This is a genomic window from Cupriavidus taiwanensis (assembly GCF_900250115.1).
In the GTDB taxonomy this organism is placed as follows: Bacteria; Pseudomonadota; Gammaproteobacteria; order Burkholderiales; family Burkholderiaceae; genus Cupriavidus; species Cupriavidus taiwanensis_B.
On sequence record NZ_LT984804.1, the window covers coordinates 34597 to 56169 of the forward strand.

Below are 21573 nucleotides of genomic sequence, written 5' to 3' on the forward strand. Positions count from 1 at the left end.
GCCTTTGGCGCCAGCCCCGAAGGCCAGTGCCCGGCACAGAGCGGGCACGATGCGCGGATTCCGGAGATCGCCCTGCACCATGAGATTGCTGCACGTCATACCCTCCATCGACCCCGCCGGCGGCGGGCCCATCGAGGGCATCCGCCAATTGCGCCAGCCGCTGCGCGAGCGCGGCGCCGTCATCGACGTCTGCTGCGGCGATGCACCCGACGCACCGTTCGTGCGCGCCAGCGAGATGAACGTGGTCGCTCTCGGCCCGACCTCGACCAAATACGGCTTCAACCGCAGGATGCTGGCGTGGCTGCGCGCCCATGCGGCCGACTACGACGCGGTGCTGGTCGAAGGCCTGTGGCAGTTCCATGCGCTCGCCACCTGCCTCGCGCTGCGCGGCGGCGAGGTGCCGTACTTCGTCTATACCCACGGCATGCTCGATCCGTGGTTCCGCGAGCGCTATCCGCTCAAGCACGTCAAGAAGAGCCTGTACTGGCTGCTGGGTGACTACTGGGTGCTGCGCGGCGCGCGCGCGGTGCTGTTCACCTGCGAGGAAGAGCGGCGGCGCTCGCGCAACGCATTCTGGCCCTATCGCTGCCGCGAACTGGTGGCCGGATACGGTACCGCGCAGCCACCCACCGCGGCCGCGCCGTTGCGCGAGGCGTTCTTCGGCGCGTTTGCGGCGCTGCGCGGCAAGCGCATCGTGCTGTTCCTGGGCCGGATCCACGAGAAAAAGGGCTGCGACCTGCTGGTCGAAGCCTTTGCCGGCGTGGCCGGCGCCGACCCGCGCCTGCAGCTGGTGCTGGCCGGTCCGGTGGAGGCGGCGCTGCGCGAACGGCTGGCACGCCAGGCCGAACGCCTGGGGCTGGCGCAGCGGCTCAGCTGGACCGGCATGCTCTCGGGCGACCTGAAGTGGGGCGCCTATCACGCCGCCGAAGTCTTCGCCCTGCCGTCGCACCAGGAGAACTTTGGCGTGGCCGTGGCCGAGGCGCTGGGCTGCGGCGTGCCGGTGCTGATTTCGGACAAGGTCAACATCTGGCGCGAAATCGTTGCCGATGGCGCCGGACTGGCCGGCGCCGATACCGCCGAAGGCACCGGCGCGTGCCTGCGCCAGTGGCTGCAGGCCGATCCCACCGCGCAGGCGCGCATGCGGGCGCAGGCGCTGGCTTGCTTCGAGCGGCGCTTCGAGGTGCGCCAGAGCGCGCAGCGGCTGCTGGACATCCTCGGCGAGCGGCCGGTGCTGGCGCCTGCCGCCGGGACCGCCACCAGCGCCACGCCGGGCGGCACCCCATGAAGGCGCTGCGCATCTTCGTCTTCGCGGTGCTGTCGCAGGGGCTCGGCGCCATCACCGGCCTGCTGCTGGCGCACTGGCTCAGCGTCGGCGACTATGCGATCTACACGGTCACCGGTGCCATCGTCGGCGCCATGTCGATCGTCACCAAGGGCGGCATCCATTTCGGGCTGAATGCCATCCTCGGGCGCACCTGGCCCGACCGCGAGCGCGCGGCCCAGGCCACCCGTGCCGCGCTGGCGCAGCGCAAGCGCATCTCGGCCTTCCTGCTGCCGCCGCTGCTGATCGTCGCCGGCGTGCTGATGTACCGCAACCATGCCTCGCTGGCATTGATTGCCGCGTTGCTGCTGACGCTGCTGACGATGTGGTATTTCGACATGCAGTCACGCGTGGTGGACCAGGTGCTGCTGTTCGCCAACCGCGCGCCGGCGCTGCAGGCGCTCGATGCCAGCCTGTCGGGGGCGCGCCTGCTGCTGTCATGGGGCGTCTACCTGCTGGGGCTGCAGAGCGCGCTGGCCGCCAGCCTGGTCAACACCCTGTTCGCCGGGCTGCGGGTGCCGTTCGTGCGCCGCTGGCTGCGCCGCGAACTGCCGGCGCAGGCGGTGGAGCCGGTGGCCGAGGACCAGCGTTCGATCCGCGCCATCACGCGCCGCCAGATTCCGATGGACGCGTTCTACTGCCTGCAGTCGCAGTTCGCCTTCGCCATCGTCGCGTTCTACGGCGCGGTCAGCCAGACCGCGGCGATCGGTGCGCTGTCGCGCATCGGCCAGCTGCTGGTGCCGGTCAGCATCGTGGTCGGCGCGTATGTCGTGCCCCGCTTCGCGCAGGCGCGCGAGCATGTGCTGCGCCAGTACCTGGGCTGGCTGCTGCTGGGTTCACTGCCGGCCGGCGCGCTGGTGCTGCTGGCCTGGTTGTGGCCCGAGCTGCTGCTGCGCCTGGTCGGCGCCAACTACGCCGGCCTGACCTCGGAGCTGCTGATCGCCTGCCTGGGCGCCGGCGCCTACAGCATTGCCGGCGTGGCCTGGGAACTGCTGGCCAACCGCGGCCTGAACCACTTCAACTACATGCAGGTGCCGGTGGTGATCGCCTGGTGCCTGGCCGCGCCGCACCTGCTGGACCTGTCCACCTTGCGCGGCGTGCTGTGGTTCGAGGCCGGGCTGGCTTCCGGGCTCGGCATCGCGGTGCTGTGCGAGCTGGCGGGCGCGATCCGCGCCGGACGGCTGTTGCCGCCGCCCGTGCTGAGCGTCGACGGAGGTCGTCCATGAAGGTCCTGGTCACCCACCCCGGCCTGCAGCATTCGCACCAGATGGCGCAGGCGCTGCACGAGCAGGGATTGCTGTGCCAGTACTGGTCGGGCGTGCCGGTGCGCGGGCCGGGCGAGCCGGTGCCGTGGTGGCTGCCGCCGGCGCTCGCGGCCAAGGTGCGCGAGGTCGGCATCCCGCGGGCGCTGCGCCGCCATCCGCTGTGTTTCCCGGTCATGCTCAAGCTGGGCCTGCACCGCCGCGTCGGGCTCAACCGCTATCTGCGCATGTCGCAGTCGGCCTACGCGCACCGCGTGTTCCACCTGTTCGATGCCTGGGCGGCGCGGCGCGTCGAGGCGCTGCGTCCCGACGTGGTGGTGGCCTACGAGAATTCGGCAATGCAGACCTTCGAGGCGGCGCGCCGCATCGGCGCGCGCTGCGTGCTCGACGCGCCGGCGGTGCATCGCGCCACGGCGGCGGCCCTGCTGGGCCTGCAGCCCGACCCCTACCTGGCCTGCATCGACGCGCGCAAGGATCGCGAGGTGGAGCTGGCAGACCTGGTCATCACCTGCTCCGAGTTCGCCGCGCAGACCTACGCGCAGGCCGGCGTGCCGGGTGCCAAGCTGCGGCCGATCCTGCTTGGCGCCAGCCTGCCCGGCAACGTGCAGCGTCGGCGCACGCGCGCCGGCACACGCTTCCTGTATGCCGGCGGGCTGACCACGCTCAAGGCCGTCGACCTGCTGCAGCAGGCCTTTGCCATGGTGCGCGCGCGCGTGCCGGAGGCGGAGCTCGCCGTGGCCGGCGGCGGCGCCGAGCCCGGCCTGGCCGCGGCACTGGCGTCGACGCCCGGGGTCACGCTGCTCGGCGCCTTGCCGCAGCCGGCGCTCTACCAGGAGCTGGCCGATGCCGACTGCCTGGTGCTGCCGTCGCGCTTCGATTCGTTCGGCATGGTGGTGGCCGAGGCGCTCGCCTGCGGCACGCCGGCGCTGGTGTCGGAGCGCGTCGGGGCCAAGGAGATCCTGCGGGAATTTCCGCGCGCGGGCTGGGTCGTCCAGGTCAGCGCGCAATCCTTGTATGACCGCATGCTGGAGCTTGCCACGGTGCGCGCCAGCCTGGACGAGGCGCGCCCGTACGCGAGCCTGGCCGGGGAGAAGTACACCTGGGCCAGGTATCGCCGCGCCGCGGTCGCAACCATCGCGACGCTATGCTGAGCCACTCCGCCGCACACCTGGCGCCGCCGGCGCGCTCGCGCAGCCGCCGGCAGGCCCGCACCACCTTCGGCACGGTGTTCCTGCTGGTGTTCCTGGTGGCCGTGCTGGAAGGCGCGGCGCGCAAATGGGTGGCGGGTTCGCTGAGCCTGCCGCTGGTGCTGCTGCGCGACCTGCTGGCGGTCTATGGCATCTACTACGCCATGCGCTATGGCGGCTTCACGCCGGCGCGGCCGGCGATGCGTCTGCTGCTGCTGTGGAGCGCGCTGGTGCTGGCGTGGGGGCTGGTGCAGACCATCGCCGGCGACGGCGCCCTTGCCATCATGCTGGTCGGGCTGCGCTTCTGGCTGCTCTATGTGTGGTTCGGCGTGGCCGCGGCGCTGCTGCTCGAGCCCGAGGACATTGCCTCGATCTGCAAGACCACGCTGGTGCTGATGGTGCTGATGGCACCGCTGGTGGTGATGCAGCACTTCCTGCCGCCCGGCAGCTTCCTGAACCGGCAGGTCGACGGCGACGAAGACCGGGTCTTCATGATGGTCGGCGACATCGTGCGCACCACCGGCACGTTCTCGTTCACGCTGGGCTACACCACCTTCCTGGCGATCACCATGCCGATCGCATTGCAATACGTGCTCGGCGGCGAAGGCAAGCGGCACTGGCTTTATGCGCTGGTGGTGCTGGGCAGCCTGCTGGTCAGTGCGCTGGTCAGCGGTTCGCGCGCCACCGTGCTGCTGCTGCCGGGCCTGTTCGCGGTGGCGGCGCTGTGCATCCTGATGTTCGGGCGCAGCGTGGCCAAGCGCCGCGTGCTGGTCTGGGTCGGCGCGGCGGTGCTGATGGGAGCCGTCGGCATGGCCGTGTTCAGCGAGTCCGTCGAACGCACGGCGCAGCGCTTCCACGACGCCGCGGAAGACGAAGACTTCGGCGACCGCGTCGGCACCATGTTCCTGGGCGAGAGCGAAGCCTATGCCAGGCCGACGCTGCTGGGCGCGGGGCTGGGGCGCGGCAGCAACCTGGCCAGCTACCTCGAGCGCGGCGAAATCACCTTCATGCTGTCCGAGACCGAGACCGGGCGCACCATCGAGGAGGCCGGCCTGCTTGGCTACCTCTACGTGGCGCTGAAGTTTGTCGTGTGCGTGGCCGGCATGTGGCTCGCCATCGGCGCGGCGCGGCGCACCGGCAACTGCTTTGCCATCCTGCTGTGGCTGGTGAGCACGCTGTGCCTGCTGACATGGTCGCTGATCGGGCAGCTGACCGCCAACGTGCTGGGTTTTCTCTTTGTCGGCTTCACCATGGCGGTCACGCGGCTGGAGCGGCAGGGGCGGCTGACGCGCATGGACCGGCGCGCGCGGCCGCGGCGGCGACCCGTGCGCTAGCGGCAGGCTGCGGGCCACGTACCCCATCGGGCATCCACATCGATCCGCGAAGAAAAGCAATATGAGGCTCATCCTGTTCGGTCATCCCGTCTTTTTCGGCAGCCACAGCATGGACCGCTTCGCGGCCATGATCGTCGAGGGCATGCGCGAGCGCGGCCACGAGGCCCAGCTATGGACCCCGCCCGCCGTGCTGGTGCGGTTGTCGACGCGCCCGGGCCTGCGCAAGTGGCTCGGCTATGTCGACCAGTACATGCTGTTCCCGGCGTGGGCGTGGTGGCGGCTGCGGCGCGAGAGCACGGGCGCGCTGGTGGTGCTGACCGACCATTCGCTGGGGATGTGGATGTGGCTGCTGCATCGTCGCCCGCATGTGATCCACTGCCACGACTTCATCGCGCAGCGCACCGCCGCCGGCGAGTTTCCCGGCCGCCAGCTGTCGGCCAGCGGGCGGCTCTACCAGGCGCTGATCCTGCGCGGCATCGCGCTGGGCCGGAACTTTGTCGCGGTGTCGGAGAAGACCGCGCACGACCTGCTGCGCCTGCATCCGGGACCGAGGCCGCACGTGCGGGTCGTGCACAACGGCCTCAACTACCCGTTCCGCCCACTCGCGCGCGATGTCGCCATGCGCCGGCTGCGCGCGGCCAGCATCGACGAGATCGAGCCCGGCATGCTGGTCCATATCGGCGGCAACCAGTGGTACAAGAACCGCGAAGGCGTGCTGGCGCTATACCTGGCCTATTGCGAGGCCAGCAACGCGGGCGGCACTGGTGCCGCGGCGCCGCGCCCGCTGTGGATGATCGGCCCGGAGCCGACCCCCGCCATGCGCGAGCTGGCCGCCGGCGCGGAACGGCTGGGCGGCAAGGTGCGCTTCCTGGAGGGCATGTCCACCGCAGCCGTGCACGCCGCCTATGCGCTCGCGGCGGTGCTGCTGTTCCCGAGCCTGGAAGAGGGCTTCGGCTGGCCCGTGATCGAGGCCATGGCGTGCGGCATCCCGGTGCTGACCACGGCGCGCGCGCCGATGCAGGAGATCGGCGGCGGGCTGGCGCTGCTGATGGAGCCGATGGAGCCGGACCAGGCGCAGGCCTGGGCCCGGCGCAACGTGGGGGTGCTGCTGGAGCTGCTGTCGTGGCCGCAGGCCCGGCTCGACCAGCTTGCGGCGGACTCGCTGGCGTGGGTGCGGCATTTCTCCGCGGAGCGCGCGCTGGACCAGTACGAGGCCATCTACCTGGCCGCGCTGGCGCCGGCCTCGGCCGCCGCGACCGCGGAGGCCGGCACGGCCCGCTGAGGCCGGCGGCAAGCCGGCCAGACCGGGCCGTGGCCCGGGTCACGACTCAATGCAGGGTGTAGGCGACGGTCTGGATCACGCCCGCGCCTTCGCGCACCTCGCACAGCACGCGGCTGTGCACCGGCTTCAGGTTGAACGGCGGCGCGGTCAGCACCACGCCGCTCGGCACCATGCGCGCGAGCCGCGTCGAGGCCCCCAGCTGCTTCTTGGCATTGGGCGGAAAGTCCGGCGCCAGCGGCAGGTGTTCGGTCAGCACCAGTACCTGGTATCGGTGCAGCTTGGCCAGCACGCGCGCGATCCGGCCGTTGTCCAGGTGCTGCAGCACCTGGCGCAGGAACACCACGTCGCCGGCGGGCAGCTCGTCGCCGGCAATGTCGAGGCAGCGGAAATCCACGTCGAGATGGGCGTAGCGCGCGCGGTTGGCGGCGATCAGCGGCGCCACCACGTCGCAGGCCACATAGCGCCCGCAGGCGGGGCGGATGCGGCTGCCGACATGGAAGTCGCCGCAGCCCAGGTCGACCACGTCGGGCTTGCGCGGCAGCTCGCGCAGCAGCGCGGTGACCGCCTCGGCGTAGGGCTCGACGATGCGCAGATCGTGCGAACCGGTGCCGCTGAAGAAGCCCGGCTCGTCCGCCTCGCCCCACAGGCTGCTGTGGTAGACGTCGGAGAACACTTCGCCCGGCGGCCTGGTGCCGTAGCGCGCGTCATGCTGCTGCTCGCGGCGCACGTGATAGTAGGTGCGCAGCCAGGTGGGCACCAGCGGTTTGATGGTCTGCAGCAGGCGTTGCACCAGCGCGGCCTGCGTGGCAGCGGTGTCGTGGCTCATGACGGGTCCCCCTGGGTGAGTGGCGTTCGCCGCCTCTGCGCTCAAGCAACCGCAGAGGCATCTTGCGCGGCAGGCGGCGATACCAGCGCCTGCAGTGCGGATTCCAGTTGCGCCAGCACCGCGTCGCGGCCCAGATGGGCTTCGGCCCAGGCGCGGCCCGCGGCGGCATGCATGGCGCGCCGCTGCGGCTGGCAGGCGAGGGTGGCAATGGCGTGCGCCAGCGCGCTGCCATCGCCGGGCGGCACCAGCACGCCCACGCGCGCCACCAGGCGGCCCAGCTCGGTATCCGGCTGCGCCGTGGCAATGACCGCGCGCCGGCTCGCCAGCATGCCGGTGAGCTTGGATGGCATCACCAGGTCGGCGGCATCGGCGCGCTGGGGCAGCAGGTGCATGTCCGCGGCCGCCATCATCGCGTGGAACTGCGCCTGCGGCTGCAGCGGCAGGAAATGCACGCGCGCCAGGCCGGCGCAGCGCGCCTGCAGCGCGGCGCGGCCGCTGCCGTCGCCGCACAGCACCATGTGGATGCGCGGGTGGCCCTGCAGCGCCTGCGCGGCATCGGCCAGCACCTCCAGGCCCTGCTTGTTGCCCATGTTGCCGGCATACAGCGCGATCACCGCATCGGCGGCAATGCCCAGGGCGTGCCGGAACTCCAGCGCCGCGTCGGCCGGGGCCTCGTGCAGGTCGGCCCAGTTGGGCAGCAGCTTCAGCCGTGCGGGGCCGACGCCCTTGGCGCGCAGCGCGTCCGCCATCGCCTGCGAGATGGTCGAGACGCGGTGGTAGCGCGCGGTCAGCGCGCGCTCCATGCGCGTGGCCAGGCGGCGCAGCAGCGGATGGCGCAGCACGCCGAGCGCGAACGCGGCATCGACCTCCAGGTCCTGCACGTGCAGCCAGGTGCGGGCGCGCGTGCAGCTGCCCAGCAGCAGCGCGGCCGGGCTGCACATCAGCGTGGGCTCGACCGCGAAGATCACGTCGGGGCGCCAGCGCAGCTGTGCCGCCATGCAGGGCGCGCTGCTGAGCGCAAAGCTCATCAGGTGCGGGATGCGCAGCAGTCCCGACGGTTTGCGCGGCACCCACACCGGCGCGCGGTAGACCGTCACGCCGCCGTGCGTCTCGCGGGCATAGCGCCAGGCGCTGTAGCCCTCGCTGACGCGCCAGGCGGGGTAGTACGGCGGGGCGCAGATCACGCGCACCTCATGCCCGCGCGCGGCCAGCCATTGCGCCTGCTCGCCGGTGTACTTGCCGATGCCGGTCAGTTCGGGCGCGTAGTTCTGGCAGTAGATCAGGATCTTCATGGCCGCTCCGCGCGCGTCGGGGATCAGGCCAGTGCGGCCGCGACGCCGCCGGGCAAGGTGCCGGTGCGGCAGGCCTCTTCGTAGACGCCGCGCAGGCCGTCGCGCAGGGCAATGCGCGCGCGCCAGCCGGTGCGCATGATGGCGCTGCTGTCGAGCCGCTTGCGCGGCGTGCCGTCGGGCTTGTCGGTTTCGAAGGCGATGTCGCCCCGATAGCCGGTGACCTGCGCCACCAGTGCCGCCAGCGCGCCGATCGAGACCTCGTCGTCGCTGCCGACGTTGAGGAAGCCCGCGGGCGCGGCCTCGCGGTAGGCCGGTGCGGACAGTGCCATCACATGCAGGCAGGCGCGCGCCAGGTCGTCCGCATGCAGGAATTCGCGCAAGGGCTTGCCGGTGCCCCACACCGACACGCGCGCGCTGCCGGCCAGGCGGGCGTCGTGGAAGCGGCGCACCAGTCCCGGTATCACGTGGCTGTTGTCGGGGTGGTAGTTGTCGCCGGGCCCATAGAGGTTGGTCGGCATCACGCAGCGGAAATCGGTGCCGTACTGGCGGTTGTAGCTGTCGCACAGCATGATGCCGGCGATCTTGGCGATGGCGTAGGGCGCGTTGGTAGGCTCCAGCGCGCCGGTCAGCAGCGATGCTTCGCGGATCGGCTGCGGCGCCAGGCGCGGGTAGATGCAGCTCGATCCCAGAAACAGCAGCCGCCGCACGCCGGCCTGCCAGGCGGCATGGATCACGTTGGTGGCGATGGCGAGGTTCTGGTGGATGAACTCGGCGGGGTAGGTATGGTTGGCATGGATGCCGCCGACGCGCGCGGCGGCCAGGTAGACCGCGTCGATGCGCTGGCTGGCGAAAAACGCCTGCACCTGCGCCTGGTCGCACAGGTCCAGCTCGGCGTGCGTGCGCGTGACGATGTCGGCGCCGCCCTGCGCGCGCAGGGCGCGCTCGATGGCCGAGCCGACCATGCCGCGGTGGCCTGCGACAAAGATGCGCGGACGCGCTGCCAGGGCCTGGTTCATGGGATCCTCGCGATGGCCGTGCACGCGGCTACTCAAGATGGTTGAAGGCCTGGAAGCCGGCCAGCCTGACCAGCGCGTCGCGGCGCGCCGCGGCGTAGTCGGCCTCGATCATTTCCCTGACCAGTTCGGCGAAGCCGATGCGCGGGCTCCAGCCCAGGCGTTCGCGCGCGCGGCTGGCATCGCCGAGCAGCGTTTCCACCTCGGTGGGCCGGAAGTAGCGCGGATCGACCCGCACCACGATCTCGCCCGGCTTGCACGCCGGCGCGATGCCGCCGCCGCGCGCGGGCGGATCGACATGCTCGACGATGCCGACCTCGTCGACGCCGCTGCCATGGAAGGTGATGGTGATGCCCAGCTCGCGCGCCGCGCGCTGCACGAACTCGCGCACGCTGTGCTGCTCGCCGCTGGCGATGACGAAGTCCTCGGCCGCGGGCTGCTGCAGCATCAGCCACTGCATCTCGACGTAGTCGCGCGCATGGCCCCAGTCGCGCAGCGCCGACAGGTTGCCCAGATACAGCGTTTCCTGCAGGCCCAGCGCGATGCGCGCGATCGCGCGCGTGATCTTGCGGGTGACGAAGGTCTCGCCGCGCACCGGGCTTTCATGGTTGAACAGGATGCCGTTGCAGGCGTACATGCCATAGGCCTCGCGGTAGTTCACCGTGATCCAGTAGGCATAGAGCTTGGCCGCGGCATAGGGGCTGCGCGGATAGAACGGGGTCGTCTCCTTCTGCGGGATTTCCTGCACCAGCCCGTAGAGTTCGGAGGTGGAGGCCTGGTAGAAGCGCGTGAGCTTTTCCATGCCGAGGATGCGGATCGCCTCCAGCAGGCGCAGCGTGCCGATGGCGTCGGTGTTGGCGGTGTACTCGGGCTCTTCGAACGAGACCTGCACGTGGCTCTGCGCGGCGAGGTTGTAGATCTCGTCCGGCTGCGACTGCTGCACCACGCGCACCAGGCTGGCGGTGTCGGTCATGTCGCCGTGGTGCAGGATCAGCCGGCGCTCCTGCGCCTGCGGGTCCTGGTACAGGTGGTCGATGCGCTCGGTGTTGAACAGCGAGCTGCGCCGCTTGATGCCGTGGACTTCATAGCCCTTGGCCAGCAGCAGTTCGCACAGGTACGAGCCGTCCTGTCCGGTGATGCCGGTGATCAGCGCGCGCCGGATGCCGTTGCGCCCGCGTGGCGGGGCCCGCTCCGGGCCGGTGGCGGTGATATGACCGAGTGTGTCCAGCTCGTTTGCGCCCATGGCTCTGATCCGTTAGCAAGTGGGGCGACTTTAGCGCCGCGCTGCGGCGCCGCACCGTCTGCTACCCCACACAACGGCGGCCGGCCGTGTGGGCGCTGCGCCACGGATCAGGTGCGCGGCATCGGCGTCGTGACCTCGGCGCCGGCGCGCCCTGCGGCGCCGTCGTGGCCCGGCGCAAGCCGCAAGTGCTGCCACAGCAGGCGCGTGGTGGACCAGAACGGCGCCACGCCGCGCCAGCCGCTGCGCTGCAGGTGCTGGCCCAGGTTGTGCGGCAGGGCCAGCATCAGGAACAACGCGGCCTTGTCGTGGCGGTGCTGGCTGCGGCCGTAGCGGTGCAACATGGTGACCATGCGCGCGGCATCCGCGGCCGGGGTTCCGGCGCATGGCGGCGGCCGCTGTGCATCGAGCTGATTGACCGCGCTGGGAACCAGCTCGATGCGGCAGCCGCAGCCATAGACCGCGCGTCCGGCCAGGTCGGCGACGTCGTAGTCGGCATCGAGGCCCTCGTCGAACGGCAGCCGCTCCAGCAGCGCGCGCGGGAACACCGTGCTGGACAGCACCACCGCGCACAGCGGCCGCGCCCGCGCGGCCCGGCGCGGCGGCTGGCGCAACGGCTGCCCGAGGAAATCCTGGCGCAGCGGGCGCAGGCATTCGCCGGCGCACATCGCCGTGCCGGCCAGCACCAGCGCGTCGGCATCGCCGCCCGCGGCGACCCGGTAGATGAAGTCGTCGGCGAGGCGCTCGCCCATCTGCTGCAGGAAGGTCGGCCCCAGCGTGGCGTGGTCGTCGAGAAACAGCACGTGCGTGCCGCTGGCCGCGCGCAGCAGGCGGTTGCGGCTGGCGGCGGCGCCGCGCCGTGGACCGTCGAGGCAGGCGATGCCAGGGTAAGCGTCGCGCATCAGCGCGCGCGTGGCGTCGTGGCTGCTGTCGTCGCAGACCAGCAACTGGTGCGGCGGCATGGTCGAGGCCGCGATCGACTGCAAGGTCCGGCGCAGGCCCTCCGGATGATCGCGCGTGCTGACGCACACGGAAAAGCTGGGCAAGAACGTGCTGGCTTGCATGATGACCCCTCCCGTCCGGCAAGCGCCGGGTTGGCGCCGGCCCGTCTGTGCGGGCGCGGCGCGCGGCAAACCTTCAGGCAGGCATTCAGACCGCCGGCCTGACCGCCTGGCACGGCGGTTCGTTGCGCCTTGGCGCCACCCCGGCGCCATTGGTTTCGCGCGTGATGCGTTCGTCGCCGCTGACCCATTCCAGCGTGGCGCCGCGCTGCAGGGCGGCGTAGACGGCCTCGCCCTTGTTGCGCACCTTGAGCCGCTGGTACAGCGTGCAGGCGTGGCTCTTCACCGTCGCCACCGAGATGTTGAGCATGCGGCTGACGGTCTTGATCGGATAGCCGCGCGCCAGCAGCACCAGCACCTCGTACTGTCGCGGTGTGATCTTCAGCATCTCAGCCTCGTCGTAGCCGGGTTCTTCCTCGGTCAGCGGCATGGCCGCGGGCGTGGGCGCGACCGCCGCCGGGGCCGGCGCGGACAACGGCTGGCCGGGCCGCAGCTCGGTCAGGTCGCGCAGCGCCACGGTGGTACGCAGCGCGGCGCGCGGGGTGCTGGCGCAGGGCGCCAGCGCCAGCTGCTCCCCCGGCGTTTGGGCCGGATGCGCGTTGCTGAGCGGCAGCGGCGCAGCCGAGGCGAGTGACTGCGTGGCGGGCATCGCCGAGCGCGATGCCGACGGCAGGGTGCCCGTGTCGGCAGTGAAGAGCAGCCCTTGCACGCCCGACACGGCCATGCGGATGGCGGCCTCGATCACCGCCAGCGAGGCGGACTTGGGCAGGCAGCCGCAGATGCCGCGCGCGCTGTCCGCGCTCGGCACGTGCAAGGGCAGGGCGTCGGCAAGGATCAGGATGCGTTGTGGCGCGAGCGTCTGCCGCGCCTGTTCCAGCAGCACCCAGCCGGGCGCAGGGTCGGCGGGCATGCCGAATACGAGCAGATCCGCGTTCTGGTGCCGGGCGTCCAGCCTGGCGATGTCCGCGGGTGCAACGGCCGCCACCTGCGCGGATTCCTGGATGTTCTCGAGCATCTGCAATAGCCCGAGCCGGAGCAGCGGATGCTCCTCGATCAGCAACGCATTCATGGACTTCACTCCCCGTTTTTACCCGGGGGCGGACTGCGGGGCACTTTGCGTATGGAAGACGTGACAGGACCGCCGTCACCGCGAATGGTGACTGGTGGCTGGCTCTGTGGCTGACCCCCATGCTTCCATGCCGGGCGGTTCCGTTGTTGTGGCTGGAACTTGCCCATGACTGGAAGGATGACCTCGAAACCCGAACCCAGGTGCTGCTTACTCCTAAATCAGTTGGAATTCATCTTATGGGTTGGGGGAGGGGAATGCAAGCCAGCGGGTCAGGGTTGGAATGAAGGAGGGAATGAAAGGACCTTCATAATCCTTTCAAATATTTCGTAATTATCCCCGGCAGGTTCCTGAAACGCCGCGCTGGAGCCATTCCCAGTGGTTTCACCGATGTGACATACAGAATTTAATTGGTTGCAAATCTGAAACAGATTCTATTATCCTTGGGCCGGATATGGCGATTTTATAACCCCATTGAGGGGTGTCCGAAAAGCATCGTCAGCCGCGCTGCTCCAATTATGAAACGCGCTCCGGAAATGTTGGTTGCGAAATCAATTCGGCAGATTTGCCGGCCCTTCGCGCACATGGTCTAGTGCTTCTGGATGAGGCGCGGTTACCACCATGGATGAACGTTGCGGCGCCGGCGGCACCGGCCGCGCCGGGCTTGCCACCACCCATCGGTGGGGGGCAGGCCGGCTGCGGGATGATAGCGCCGGCCGCCCGGCTCAGCGGACCCAGCGGCCCGGGCGCATGACCCAGCCGTGCGGGCCGCGTACCCAGCGCTCGGGTACATAGCGGTAGCCCACGCGCTGCGGCTGCCAGTAGCCGCCGCGCCAGGCGTAGTTTCCGCCGCGGGCTTCCCAGTGGCCCGGCACCCAGACCTGGCCGCGGCGCCCGGCCGGGTGCGGCTCGTAGCGCGGCGGCGGGGGCGGATGGCCGTAGCCATGGGCGACCGGCGCCTGGTGGGCTTCGGCGGGGGCGGTGAGACCGAAGGCGCCGCCGGTGGCAAGGACGGCTGCAGCAAGCAGGAGTTGGCGTTTCATGGGATGGCTCCTTTGGGCGGTGGCGGAATCAGTAGTGATGATGGTGGTGGCGCGGCGGCGGGCCGCCGCGCGGGGGCACCACGATGCAGGCGGAAAGCAGTGCGGCGGCGGTGGACAGCAGCACCACCAGGGAGAGGGCTCGTTTCATCTTGGCTCCTGGCGGGATCGCGTTGGACACGGCCTCAATGTAGCGGCCCGCCGCCGCGCTGCGCGCTTGCACTTGTAAGCCTGTCTCACATGCGGTGACGGCACCAGCAAGCCCCCGCGGGGCTCGCATGCCCACCGGAAACCCTTGCCGGCCAACGCTTCGCGGCCAGAACGACGGGCCCGGCGAGCGGTGCACGGGCGCGGCGGCGAAGGTAATGTGACGTTACATGGGAAATAAATCTTGCAAGGCGGGCGCGCCCGGCGTGGTCGCTGGAAGGTTCCGGCCGCCCCGGCACCCACGCAGAAAAGGGTACGCAGTGGCAACGGCGCGTCGACCTCGGGCGCTGCCCGGGTGCGATGGGCTATACCAATGGGAAGTGGCCACGTATGCGGGAAGGAGGCGCCATGCCGGTCATGCTTATCGTGCTTGCCTTGCAATGGCTGCAGGGCCTGTCGCCGCCCGCCGCGGCATTGTTTGCACTGCCGCAGGCGCCGGCGCCGGCGGATGCCACGGCCGTGGTGGAGGCCGCGCCGGCGCGCTGAGCCGGGCGCTTGCGCCGGCTGACGCCAGACTGGTATCAGCCTTGCGCGGTCAGTGCGGCCAGGCCGGTTTCATCCGGCCTGCCGCGCGCAGCCGGCGGGCGCCGGCAACGCAAAGGAGGCGCCGTAGCGCGCCGGGTCCAGCCGCATGGTCAGCACGCCGACCACCGCCGCACACGCCAGGTGGTACCACCAGCCCGCGGCGAAGCTGCCGGTGCGCGCCTGCAGCATGGCGGTGATCCACGGTGCCAGCGACGCCAGCAGAAAGCCGCCGCCCTGCATCACCGCGCTCAGCGCGCCGGCGCTGTCAGGATCGGGCAGGTGGTCCAGCGCCACCACCAGGTAGAGCGCGAAGCAGCCGCCCAGGCCCGCACCGCCGATCACGGCCCAGGCGTGCGGGGCGGCGTCCGGCCACAGCGCCAGCCCGGCGAAGCCGGCGACCTGCAGGGCCAGCGCCAGCCCCATCCACGCGCGCCGGTCCAGGCGGCGCGCCGCCAGCGCCGGCAGCAGCAGCGCCGCGGCGGCCTGCGCCACTGCCATCAGCGCCACCAGCGAGCCGCTGGCCGGCGCACTCCAGCCATGGCTCTGGTAGAACGGCGCCAGCCACGCCACCAGCGAGGCATAGCCGCCATTCATCACGCCGAAGCTGATCATCAGCAGCCAGGTGCGCGGACGCCGCAGCAAGGCGCGGGTCTTGCCGGCAACCACGGCCGGACCGCCGGACCACGCCGCCGGGACCAGTGCCGGCGCGCGCGCCGGGCCGCGCGGCAGCGCCACCCACGCCAGTGCCAGCGCCGCCAGCGCGGGCACGGCCCACAGCGCCAGCGCCTCGCGCCAGCTGCCGGCAAGTTCGGTCACATAGGGCGACAGCTGCGCGCCCAGCGCGCCGCCGCCCATCAACGCCGCCGAATACAGGCCCATCACCGGTGCCACGCGCGCCGGGAACTCCTGCTTGACCAGGCCCGGGCACGCCGCCTGCACTACCGCCACGCCCAGCCCGCACAGCGCCGCCGAGGCGATCAGCCAGGTCCCGCCGGCCACGCCCAGCCGCAGCGCGCAGCCGGCGCCGAGCAAGGCCAGCGCGCCCAGCACCGCGGTGCGCGCGCCCAGCCGCGCCCGCAGCGCCGGGCCGAAGAACGCGCCCACTCCCATCAGCAGCATCGGCAGCAGCGTCAGCCACGCCATGCCCTGGTAGCTCAGGCCGGTGCCGCCGCGGATGGCCGGCGCGAGCGGCCCGACCGCGGTCAGGAACGGCCGCAGGTTCAGGCCGATGCCGGCCACGGCCGCCAGCACCAGCCAGCGCGGCGGCACCGGGCGCGCGCCTTCAGCCACGGCGCGCTCGCATGCCGTAGAGCTGCGCGGCGGACAGCTCGACCGGCACCCGCGTGAGCGGCAGCGGCGGCGGGTCGAGCGGCAGGCGCAGCGCCTGGTAGGCCGCCTCGCTCGACATGCCGTAGGGCGCGGCATCGTGGTTGTCGAAGGCGTAGTAGACCGCCTGCACCCCGGCCATGGTCATCGCCGCCAGGCACATCGGGCACGGATGGCCGCTGGCATAGACCACGCTGCCGCGCAGGTCGAGGCGGCCCAGCTTGCGCGCGGCGGCGCGCACCGCCTCCATCTCGGCATGGGTGGTGGGGTCGTGGCTGTGGACGATGTCGTTGACGCCGGTGGCGACGGTTTCGCCGTCGAGCACCAGCACGGCGCCGAACGGGCGCGCGCCGCGGTCGCGGTTGGCCACCGCGAGGCGCACCGCCTCGCGCATGAATTCCTGGTGAGTGGTCATGGTTGGCAGAAAAAGTGGGTACATGCTCGGGTGCAACGCGGCATGGTGCCTGGAGTCGGGACGATGGCGCCCGGCAGGCCGGGGCATCGTGCCGAAACTCTACGCCTGGGCTTGGTAATCGGGAAATTAAATGATGAAATCGCTGGCAGTGGAAAAATCAATGGATACGCCGCCATGCAGGATCTCCGTCTCGACCCCGTGCTGCTGCAGAGCTTTGTCGCCGTCGCCGAGAGCGGCAGCTTTACCCGTGCCGCCCAGCGCGTGCACCTGACCCAGTCCACCGTCAGCCAGCAGGTGCGCCGCCTGGAGGAGCAGCTGGGCTGCGTGCTGCTGGACCGCGGCGGGCGCTATGTCACCACCACGCCGGAAGGCGAACGCCTGCTGGGCTATGCGCGCCGGCTGCAGCAATTGATGGCGGAGGCGGTCGGGCAGCTGCGCCAGAGCGCGGGCCAGGGCGAAATCCGGCTGGGCGTGCCCGAGGACTTTGCCGCGCGGCCGCTGACGCCGGTGCTGGCCGGGTTTGCCGATGACTGGCCGGGCATGCGGCTGGAGGTGACCAGCGGCATGAGCCACGAACTGTGGCAGCGCTTCCAGGACCGCGAGCTGGACCTGGTGCTGGTCAAGCAGCGCACCGGCCAGGCCCAGGGCCTGGCCAGCTGGCCGGAGCCGCTGTGCTGGATCGACAGCCGCAGCCGCCCGGCGGTGGCACGCGACCCGGTGCCGCTGGTGGCGTTCCCGGTGGGCGGCCTGTATCGCGGCGAGATGACGCACGCGCTCGACGCCGGCGGCCGGCGCTGGCGCGTGGCCTTTGTCAGCGCCAGCCTGGCCAGCATCCTGGCGGCGGTGGCCGACGGCCTGGGCGTGACGCTGCTGCCGCGGCGCCTGGCCACGGCGCATCACACCGTGCTGGAGCACGGCTGGCCGGCCGCGGTGCCGGATGTCGAACTGAGCCTGCACGCGCAGCCGGACCTGCCGGCCGCGGCGCGCGACATGGCGGCGCGGCTGGCCGCGCTGTGCGAGACCGTGATGGCGGCGGGCGCGCCGCCCGGACTTCAGCCGAAGAACTCGTTGTAGTAGCGGGCGCAGCTGCCGGCCGGGCGGAAGGTGTAGGGCAGCTCGGCCATGGCGGCGGCTTCGAGCGAACCGAACGGAATGTCGGGGGCGGCGAGCGGGGAAAGGTCTGCCGTGGCGTCGGCTTGGAGATGCGCCGTCGCGGCGCGGGCGGGGGAGGGCGTGGTCATGTCAGGGCTCATGCGGTCGGCCGGGCGGGCATGGTGCCCTGCCCGGCAAGGGCGGTCCGGCGTTGTCAGCGCCAGCGGCCATCGTAATGCTGCGCTGCGGCGAAGTCAGCCACCCCGGCCTCAACACACTGTTGCACGAGCGCGCCCAATGGCGCCCCTGGTGGGGCCCGCCGTGGCGCGCAATCGCGCCGGCTCGCCCGGGATGTGGCCCGCGAGCCGCCGCCGCCGGCAGCGCCAGGGTCTATATTGGGCGGAGGGACCGCCGGCGCTGGCGGTCCCTTCTCCCCATGGAAGCCGCCATGTCCCTGCCCCCGTGCTTTGCCGACCGCCGCGAGGCCGGCCAATACCTTGGCCGCCACCTGGCGGGGCTGGGCCTGGGCGCCGCGCAGCTGGGCCAGCCGCCGCTGGTGCTGGCGTTGCCGCGCGGCGGCGTGCCGGTGGCGTTCGAGGTGGCGCGCGCGCTGGACGGGCAGCTCGACGTGCTGCTGGTGCGCAAGATCGGCGCGCTCGGCTACCCGGAACTGGCGCTGGGCGCGGTGGTGGAGGGCGATGCCAGCGGTGGCGGACCGCATACGGTGGTCAATGATGACCCCTGGGCCCGCCGCGCCGTCGACAGCGGCAGCTTCGATGCCGAGCGCGGGCGCCAGCTCGACGAGATCGCCCGGCGCCAGCAGCGCTACCGCGGCGGCAAGCCGGTGCCAGCCCGCGCCGGACGCGTGGTGATCGTGGTCGATGACGGCGTGGCCACCGGCGCCACCATGCGCGCCGCGCTCGAAGGCGTGCGCATGGCCGGCGCGGCGCGCGTGATCGCCGCCACCCCGGTGGGCTCGCAGGACGGGCTGGCCAGCCTGGCCGCGGCCGCCGACGAGGTGATCTGCCTGAACACGCCGCCCAGCTTCGGCGCGGTCGGCGCGTTCTACCTCGATTTCAGCCAGACCAGCGACGAAGAGGCGCTGGCGCTGCTGCGCACGCCGCCCGCGGCCTGAGCGGCCGCGCCGGGATTCAGTCCTGGCGGCCGCGTTCGCGCGCCAGGCGCGCCTTCAGGTGCGGCACCAGCCCGCCGGCGGCCAGGATGGCGCGCAGGAACGCCGGGATCGGTTCGCACGCAATCTCGCTGCCGTCGTCCAGCCGCAACTGCGCGGTGTCCAGGTCCAGCACCGCGTGCGCGCCGTCGGCCAGTCGGCTGGTGTCGGCGCAGACCAGCACCGGCAGGCCCAGGTTGATGGCGTTGCGATAGAACAGCCCGCCGAACGATTGCGCCACCACCGCGCCCACCCCCAGTTCCCGCAGCGCCTGCGGCGCCTGCTCGCGCGAGGAGCCGATGCCGAAGTTGGCTCCCGCCACCAGCACGTCGCCGGGGCGCACGCTGTCGGGAAACTCCGGGCGCAGCGAGGCCAGGCAATGTCGGGCCAGCACCGGCAGCGGCGCTTTCATCAGCACGGCGGGGGCCATGGCATCGGTGTCGATGTTGTCGCCGAAGCGCCAGAGGCGGCCGGCAGGGGCGGGGGCGAGGGCAGAGGTCATGCGGGAATTCTGTCCCGCCGGCGGCGGGCACGAGGTGGGGGCCGCGCGTTACTCCAGCAGCGAGCGCGGATCGGTGATGCGGCCGGTGACGGCGCTGGCGGCCACCGTCATCGGCGAGCCGAGCCACACCGCGCTGCCGGCGTCGCCCATGCGGCCCGAGAAATTGCGCGCGGTCGAGGCAATGGCGCGGCTGCCAGCCGGGAAGCGCGCCGCGCCATAGCCCGCGCAGGCGCCGCAGGCATTGGGCAGCAGCATCGCGCCGGCGTCGGCGAGGATGCCGAGCGTGCCTTCCTGCTCCGCCTGCAACTGGTCGCGGCGCGAGGCCGGCGCCACCTGCAGCGTTACGCCGGCCGCGACGCGGCGCCCGCGCAGCACGCGCGCGGCCATGCGCAGGTCTTCCAGCTTGGCGCCGGTGCAGGCGCCCAGGTAGGCAATCTGCACCGCCTCGCCGGCGGCCTGGTCGACCGGCGCGCTGTTGGCGGGCGAGTGCGGCGCGGCCACTTGCGGTGCCAGCGCGGCGGCGTCGAAGCGGTGCGTGGCCAGCACCGGCGCGCCGGCATCGCTGCGCCAGTGGTCCAGATCGATGGCGGCCAGCGTCGGCGCCGGCACGCCGGCCTGAGCCAGCCAGTCCAGCGTGACCGCGTCGGGCGCCACCAGCCCGGTCTGCGCGCCGAGTTCGGTGCTCATGTTGGTGAGCGTCATGCGCTCCTGCATCGGCAGCGCGGTGACGGCGCCGCCGGTGTATTCGAGCGCCTGGTAGCGCCCACCGCCCATGCCCAGCGTGGCGCACAGGAACAGCATCATGTCCTTGGCGCAGACCCCGGGCGCGAGCTGTCCGTCCCATTGCAGCCGGATGGTGTCCGGCACCCGCAGCCAGATCTCGCCGGTGGCGAGCACGCCGGCCATCTCGGTCGCGCCCACGCCGAACATGTACGCGCCGAAGGCGCCCCCCGTGGGGCTGTGGCTGTCGCCGCCGACGATCAGGCGGCCCGGCAGCACATGGCCGCGCTCGGGCAGCACCACGTGGCAGATGCCCTCGGCGTCGATGAAGTGCGCGCCGGCCTGGCGCGTCCAGTCGCGCGTGAAGCGCAGGATCGATTCAGCCTGGGCGTCGCCGCCGGGCACGAAATGGTCGGTCACTACCACATAGCGCGACGGGTCCCAGACTCCGGTGCCAAGCTCCTGCAGCAGCGGCGCCACGCGGCGCGGGCCGCTGGAGTCGTGCGACATCGCCAGGTCGACCTGGCAGATCACCACGGTGCCGGGTTCGGCATGGGCCAGCCCGGCGGCGCGCGCCACCAGCTTCTGCGCGAGCGTGGCGGGAAGGGCGCTCATTCCGGCGACGCTCCCGAGTACCTGACCACGCCGGCCCAGCGCTTGACGTCCTGCTTGACGAAGGCAGCGAAGGCCTCGGGCGGCGTGCCCATCGGCTGCGCGCCGTCGTTCTCCAGGCGCTTGCGCACCGCGGGAGACTCCAGCCCCTTGCGCGCGGCCTGGTACAGCGCCTGGGTGGTGTCGTGCGACATGCCGGCCGGCCCGAACAGCCCGAACCACGCACTCGACTCGAAGCCCTTGACGGTATTGCCGATCGGCGCCGCGCCCGGGAACTGCGGCAGCGGCGCGGGGCTGGTCACGCCCAGCACCTTGAGCTTGCCCGCGCGCACGTGCGGCAGCACGTTGATGGTGCTGGCGAACATCAGGTCGCACTGGCCCGCCAGCACGTCGGTCAGCGCCGGCGAGGTGCCCTTGTACGGGATGTTGACGATGTAGGTGCCGGTCATCATCTTGAACATGTCGCCAGCCATGTGCAGCGACGAGCCGACCGAGCCGATGGCGAAGTTCAGCTTGCCCGGCTCCGAGCGCGCCAGGCGGATCAGCTCGGGCACGTTGTTGGCCGCCAGCCGGGGCGTGGCCACCAGCACGCTCGGCACGGTAGCGACCAGCGTGATCGGCGTGAAGTCCTGCACCGGGTCGAACGGCAGCTTCTTGTACAGCGTGGCGTTGATGGTATGGCTGGTGAAGCTCATCAGCAGCGTGCTGCCGTCCGGCGCGCTCTTGGCGACCAGGTCCGCGGCGATATTGCCGCCGGCGCCGGGGCGGTTCTCGACCACCACGGGCTGGCCCAGCTCCTGCGACATCTCCTGGGCGATGGTGCGCGCCAGCGTGTCGGTGGTGCCGCCGGCCGGCGCGCCCACCAGGATCCGGATCGGCTTGCCGCCGGCAAGCTGCGCCTGCGGCTGGTTTTGTGCCTGCGCCGCCGCCGGCAGCGGCAGCGCCAGCGCGCAGGCGGCCAGCGTGCCGAGCGTGGCGAGGCGCCGCATCATGGCGCGGCGCGGCATCGAAGGCAGGCGGGTCGGGCTGGACGGACGGGACTCAGGCATGGCGGCGGCTCCTCGCTCGATGTGATCAGG

21 protein-coding genes are annotated in these 21573 nt (G+C 71.7%); 8 read left to right on the plus strand and 13 right to left on the minus strand.

From position 1 onward, the window contains the following. The first annotated feature begins 79 nt into the window (after positions 1–79). The 5 genes from CBM2586_RS16975 to CBM2586_RS16995 all read left to right on the plus strand — a co-directional run bounded on the left by CBM2586_RS16975 (position 80) and on the right by CBM2586_RS16995 (position 6386). Positions 80–1285, plus strand: coding sequence for a glycosyltransferase (locus CBM2586_RS16975; protein ID WP_115665848.1), 1206 nt, complete (start codon positions 80–82; stop codon positions 1283–1285). Further along, positions 1282–2547, plus strand: a complete 1266-nt coding sequence (locus tag CBM2586_RS16980; protein WP_115665847.1) for a hypothetical protein — start codon at positions 1282–1284, stop codon at positions 2545–2547. Before CBM2586_RS16975 ends, CBM2586_RS16980 begins: the two co-directional genes overlap by 4 nt. After that, positions 2544–3734, plus strand: a complete 1191-nt coding sequence (locus CBM2586_RS16985; protein WP_115665846.1) for a glycosyltransferase — start codon at positions 2544–2546, stop codon at positions 3732–3734. Before CBM2586_RS16980 ends, CBM2586_RS16985 begins: the two co-directional genes overlap by 4 nt. Beyond that, positions 3728–5104, plus strand: a complete 1377-nt coding sequence (locus CBM2586_RS16990) for a hypothetical protein (protein WP_115688825.1) — start codon at positions 3728–3730, stop codon at positions 5102–5104. Before CBM2586_RS16985 ends, CBM2586_RS16990 begins: the two co-directional genes overlap by 7 nt. A gap of 61 nt (positions 5105–5165) precedes the next feature. Next, positions 5166–6386, plus strand: coding sequence for a glycosyltransferase (locus tag CBM2586_RS16995; protein WP_115688827.1), 1221 nt, complete (start codon positions 5166–5168; stop codon positions 6384–6386). 46 nt (positions 6387–6432) lie between these two features. Here the strand turns inward: CBM2586_RS16995 and CBM2586_RS17000 are convergent, their stop codons facing one another. From CBM2586_RS17000 to CBM2586_RS17030, 7 genes are all read right to left on the minus strand, one after another. Continuing rightward, complete coding sequence (locus CBM2586_RS17000; RefSeq protein ID WP_115665843.1) at positions 6433–7212, minus strand: class I SAM-dependent methyltransferase; 780 nt, start codon at positions 7210–7212, stop codon at positions 6433–6435. A 41-nt stretch (positions 7213–7253) separates the two neighbouring features. After that, entirely contained in the window at positions 7254–8504 is a 1251-nt protein-coding gene (locus CBM2586_RS17005; RefSeq protein WP_115688829.1) for a glycosyltransferase WbuB, read from the minus strand. A 23-nt stretch (positions 8505–8527) separates the two neighbouring features. Continuing rightward, positions 8528–9520, minus strand: a complete 993-nt coding sequence (locus CBM2586_RS17010) for a GDP-L-fucose synthase family protein (protein WP_115665841.1) — start codon at positions 9518–9520, stop codon at positions 8528–8530. A 28-nt stretch (positions 9521–9548) separates the two neighbouring features. Beyond that, positions 9549–10760, minus strand: a complete 1212-nt coding sequence (gene gmd / locus CBM2586_RS17015; RefSeq protein WP_172583380.1) for a GDP-mannose 4,6-dehydratase — start codon at positions 10758–10760, stop codon at positions 9549–9551. Between the two features lie 107 nt (positions 10761–10867). After that, positions 10868–11821: a glycosyltransferase family 2 protein gene (locus CBM2586_RS17020; protein ID WP_115665840.1), complete on the minus strand. Its 954-nt coding sequence runs from the start codon at positions 11819–11821 to the stop codon at positions 10868–10870. 85 nt (positions 11822–11906) lie between these two features. Further along, positions 11907–12887 carry a helix-turn-helix transcriptional regulator gene (locus tag CBM2586_RS17025; protein WP_115688831.1) on the minus strand — a complete coding sequence of 327 codons (981 nt, stop codon included), beginning with the start codon at positions 12885–12887 and terminating at the stop codon, positions 11907–11909. Between the two features lie 722 nt (positions 12888–13609). Then, positions 13610–13927: a YXWGXW repeat-containing protein gene (locus tag CBM2586_RS17030; RefSeq protein WP_115665838.1), complete on the minus strand. Its 318-nt coding sequence runs from the start codon at positions 13925–13927 to the stop codon at positions 13610–13612. Between the two features lie 552 nt (positions 13928–14479). Between CBM2586_RS17030 and CBM2586_RS17035 the strand changes: the two genes are divergently transcribed. Next, a complete protein-coding gene (locus CBM2586_RS17035; RefSeq protein ID WP_172583379.1) occupies positions 14480–14617 on the plus strand; it encodes a hypothetical protein in 138 nt (45 codons plus the stop codon). 69 nt (positions 14618–14686) lie between these two features. Here CBM2586_RS17035 and CBM2586_RS17040 read toward each other — a convergent pair whose 3' ends face one another. Continuing rightward, on the minus strand, positions 14687–15946 hold the full coding sequence (locus CBM2586_RS17040) for a cyanate transporter (RefSeq protein ID WP_115688833.1): 1260 nt from the start codon (positions 15944–15946) through the stop codon (positions 14687–14689). Further along, positions 15939–16397: a nucleoside deaminase gene (locus CBM2586_RS17045; RefSeq protein WP_115688835.1), complete on the minus strand. Its 459-nt coding sequence runs from the start codon at positions 16395–16397 to the stop codon at positions 15939–15941. Before CBM2586_RS17045 ends, CBM2586_RS17040 begins: the two co-directional genes overlap by 8 nt. 174 nt (positions 16398–16571) lie before the next feature. Between CBM2586_RS17045 and CBM2586_RS17050 the strand changes: the two genes are divergently transcribed. Further along, a complete protein-coding gene (locus tag CBM2586_RS17050) occupies positions 16572–17471 on the plus strand; it encodes a LysR family transcriptional regulator (RefSeq protein ID WP_115688837.1) in 900 nt (299 codons plus the stop codon). Here the strand turns inward: CBM2586_RS17050 and CBM2586_RS17055 are convergent. Then, positions 17450–17638: a hypothetical protein gene (locus CBM2586_RS17055; protein WP_115688839.1), complete on the minus strand. Its 189-nt coding sequence runs from the start codon at positions 17636–17638 to the stop codon at positions 17450–17452. The two genes, CBM2586_RS17050 and CBM2586_RS17055, sit on opposite strands and share 22 nt — an antisense overlap. A gap of 299 nt (positions 17639–17937) precedes the next feature. Between CBM2586_RS17055 and CBM2586_RS17060 the strand changes: the two genes are divergently transcribed. Further along, complete coding sequence (locus tag CBM2586_RS17060) at positions 17938–18624, plus strand: phosphoribosyltransferase (protein ID WP_115691337.1); 687 nt, start codon at positions 17938–17940, stop codon at positions 18622–18624. Positions 18625–18640: 16 nt separating this feature from the next. Here CBM2586_RS17060 and CBM2586_RS17065 read toward each other — a convergent pair whose 3' ends face one another. From CBM2586_RS17065 to CBM2586_RS17075, 3 genes are read right to left on the minus strand one after another with little or no spacing between them, the layout of a single operon-like run. Beyond that, a complete protein-coding gene (locus CBM2586_RS17065) occupies positions 18641–19162 on the minus strand; it encodes a 3-isopropylmalate dehydratase (protein ID WP_115665833.1) in 522 nt (173 codons plus the stop codon). Between the two features lie 48 nt (positions 19163–19210). Next, positions 19211–20497, minus strand: a complete 1287-nt coding sequence (locus tag CBM2586_RS17070; RefSeq protein ID WP_115688841.1) for a 3-isopropylmalate dehydratase large subunit — start codon at positions 20495–20497, stop codon at positions 19211–19213. Continuing rightward, positions 20494–21543, minus strand: coding sequence for a tripartite tricarboxylate transporter substrate binding protein (locus CBM2586_RS17075; RefSeq protein ID WP_115688843.1), 1050 nt, complete (start codon positions 21541–21543; stop codon positions 20494–20496). Before CBM2586_RS17075 ends, CBM2586_RS17070 begins: the two co-directional genes overlap by 4 nt. Between the last annotated feature and the right edge of the window lie 30 nt (positions 21544–21573).

Excerpts from the sequence above, each read along its gene's own strand:
- CBM2586_RS16975 (WP_115665848.1), top strand. The coding sequence starts at position 80 with ATGAGATTGCTGCACGTCATACCCTCCATCGACCCCGCCGGCGGCGGG.
- CBM2586_RS16980 (WP_115665847.1), top strand. The coding sequence starts at position 1,282 with ATGAAGGCGCTGCGCATCTTCGTCTTCGCGGTGCTGTCGCAGGGGCTC.
- CBM2586_RS16985 (WP_115665846.1), top strand. The coding sequence starts at position 2,544 with ATGAAGGTCCTGGTCACCCACCCCGGCCTGCAGCATTCGCACCAGATG.
- CBM2586_RS16990 (WP_115688825.1), top strand. The coding sequence starts at position 3,728 with ATGCTGAGCCACTCCGCCGCACACCTGGCGCCGCCGGCGCGCTCGCGC.
- CBM2586_RS16995 (WP_115688827.1), top strand. The coding sequence starts at position 5,166 with ATGAGGCTCATCCTGTTCGGTCATCCCGTCTTTTTCGGCAGCCACAGC.
- CBM2586_RS17000 (WP_115665843.1), bottom strand. The coding sequence starts at position 7,212 with ATGAGCCACGACACCGCTGCCACGCAGGCCGCGCTGGTGCAACGCCTG.
- CBM2586_RS17005 (WP_115688829.1), bottom strand. The coding sequence starts at position 8,504 with ATGAAGATCCTGATCTACTGCCAGAACTACGCGCCCGAACTGACCGGC.
- CBM2586_RS17010 (WP_115665841.1), bottom strand. The coding sequence starts at position 9,520 with ATGAACCAGGCCCTGGCAGCGCGTCCGCGCATCTTTGTCGCAGGCCAC.
- gmd (WP_172583380.1), bottom strand. The coding sequence starts at position 10,760 with ATGGGCGCAAACGAGCTGGACACACTCGGTCATATCACCGCCACCGGC.
- CBM2586_RS17020 (WP_115665840.1), bottom strand. The coding sequence starts at position 11,821 with ATGCAAGCCAGCACGTTCTTGCCCAGCTTTTCCGTGTGCGTCAGCACG.
- CBM2586_RS17025 (WP_115688831.1), bottom strand. The coding sequence starts at position 12,887 with ATGAATGCGTTGCTGATCGAGGAGCATCCGCTGCTCCGGCTCGGGCTA.
- CBM2586_RS17030 (WP_115665838.1), bottom strand. The coding sequence starts at position 13,927 with ATGAAACGCCAACTCCTGCTTGCTGCAGCCGTCCTTGCCACCGGCGGC.
- CBM2586_RS17035 (WP_172583379.1), top strand. The coding sequence starts at position 14,480 with ATGCCGGTCATGCTTATCGTGCTTGCCTTGCAATGGCTGCAGGGCCTG.
- CBM2586_RS17045 (WP_115688835.1), bottom strand. The coding sequence starts at position 16,397 with ATGACCACTCACCAGGAATTCATGCGCGAGGCGGTGCGCCTCGCGGTG.
- CBM2586_RS17050 (WP_115688837.1), top strand. The coding sequence starts at position 16,572 with ATGCAGGATCTCCGTCTCGACCCCGTGCTGCTGCAGAGCTTTGTCGCC.
- CBM2586_RS17055 (WP_115688839.1), bottom strand. The coding sequence starts at position 17,638 with ATGACCACGCCCTCCCCCGCCCGCGCCGCGACGGCGCATCTCCAAGCC.
- CBM2586_RS17060 (WP_115691337.1), top strand. The coding sequence starts at position 17,938 with ATGTCCCTGCCCCCGTGCTTTGCCGACCGCCGCGAGGCCGGCCAATAC.
- CBM2586_RS17065 (WP_115665833.1), bottom strand. The coding sequence starts at position 19,162 with ATGACCTCTGCCCTCGCCCCCGCCCCTGCCGGCCGCCTCTGGCGCTTC.
- CBM2586_RS17070 (WP_115688841.1), bottom strand. The coding sequence starts at position 20,497 with ATGAGCGCCCTTCCCGCCACGCTCGCGCAGAAGCTGGTGGCGCGCGCC.
- CBM2586_RS17075 (WP_115688843.1), bottom strand. The coding sequence starts at position 21,543 with ATGCCTGAGTCCCGTCCGTCCAGCCCGACCCGCCTGCCTTCGATGCCG.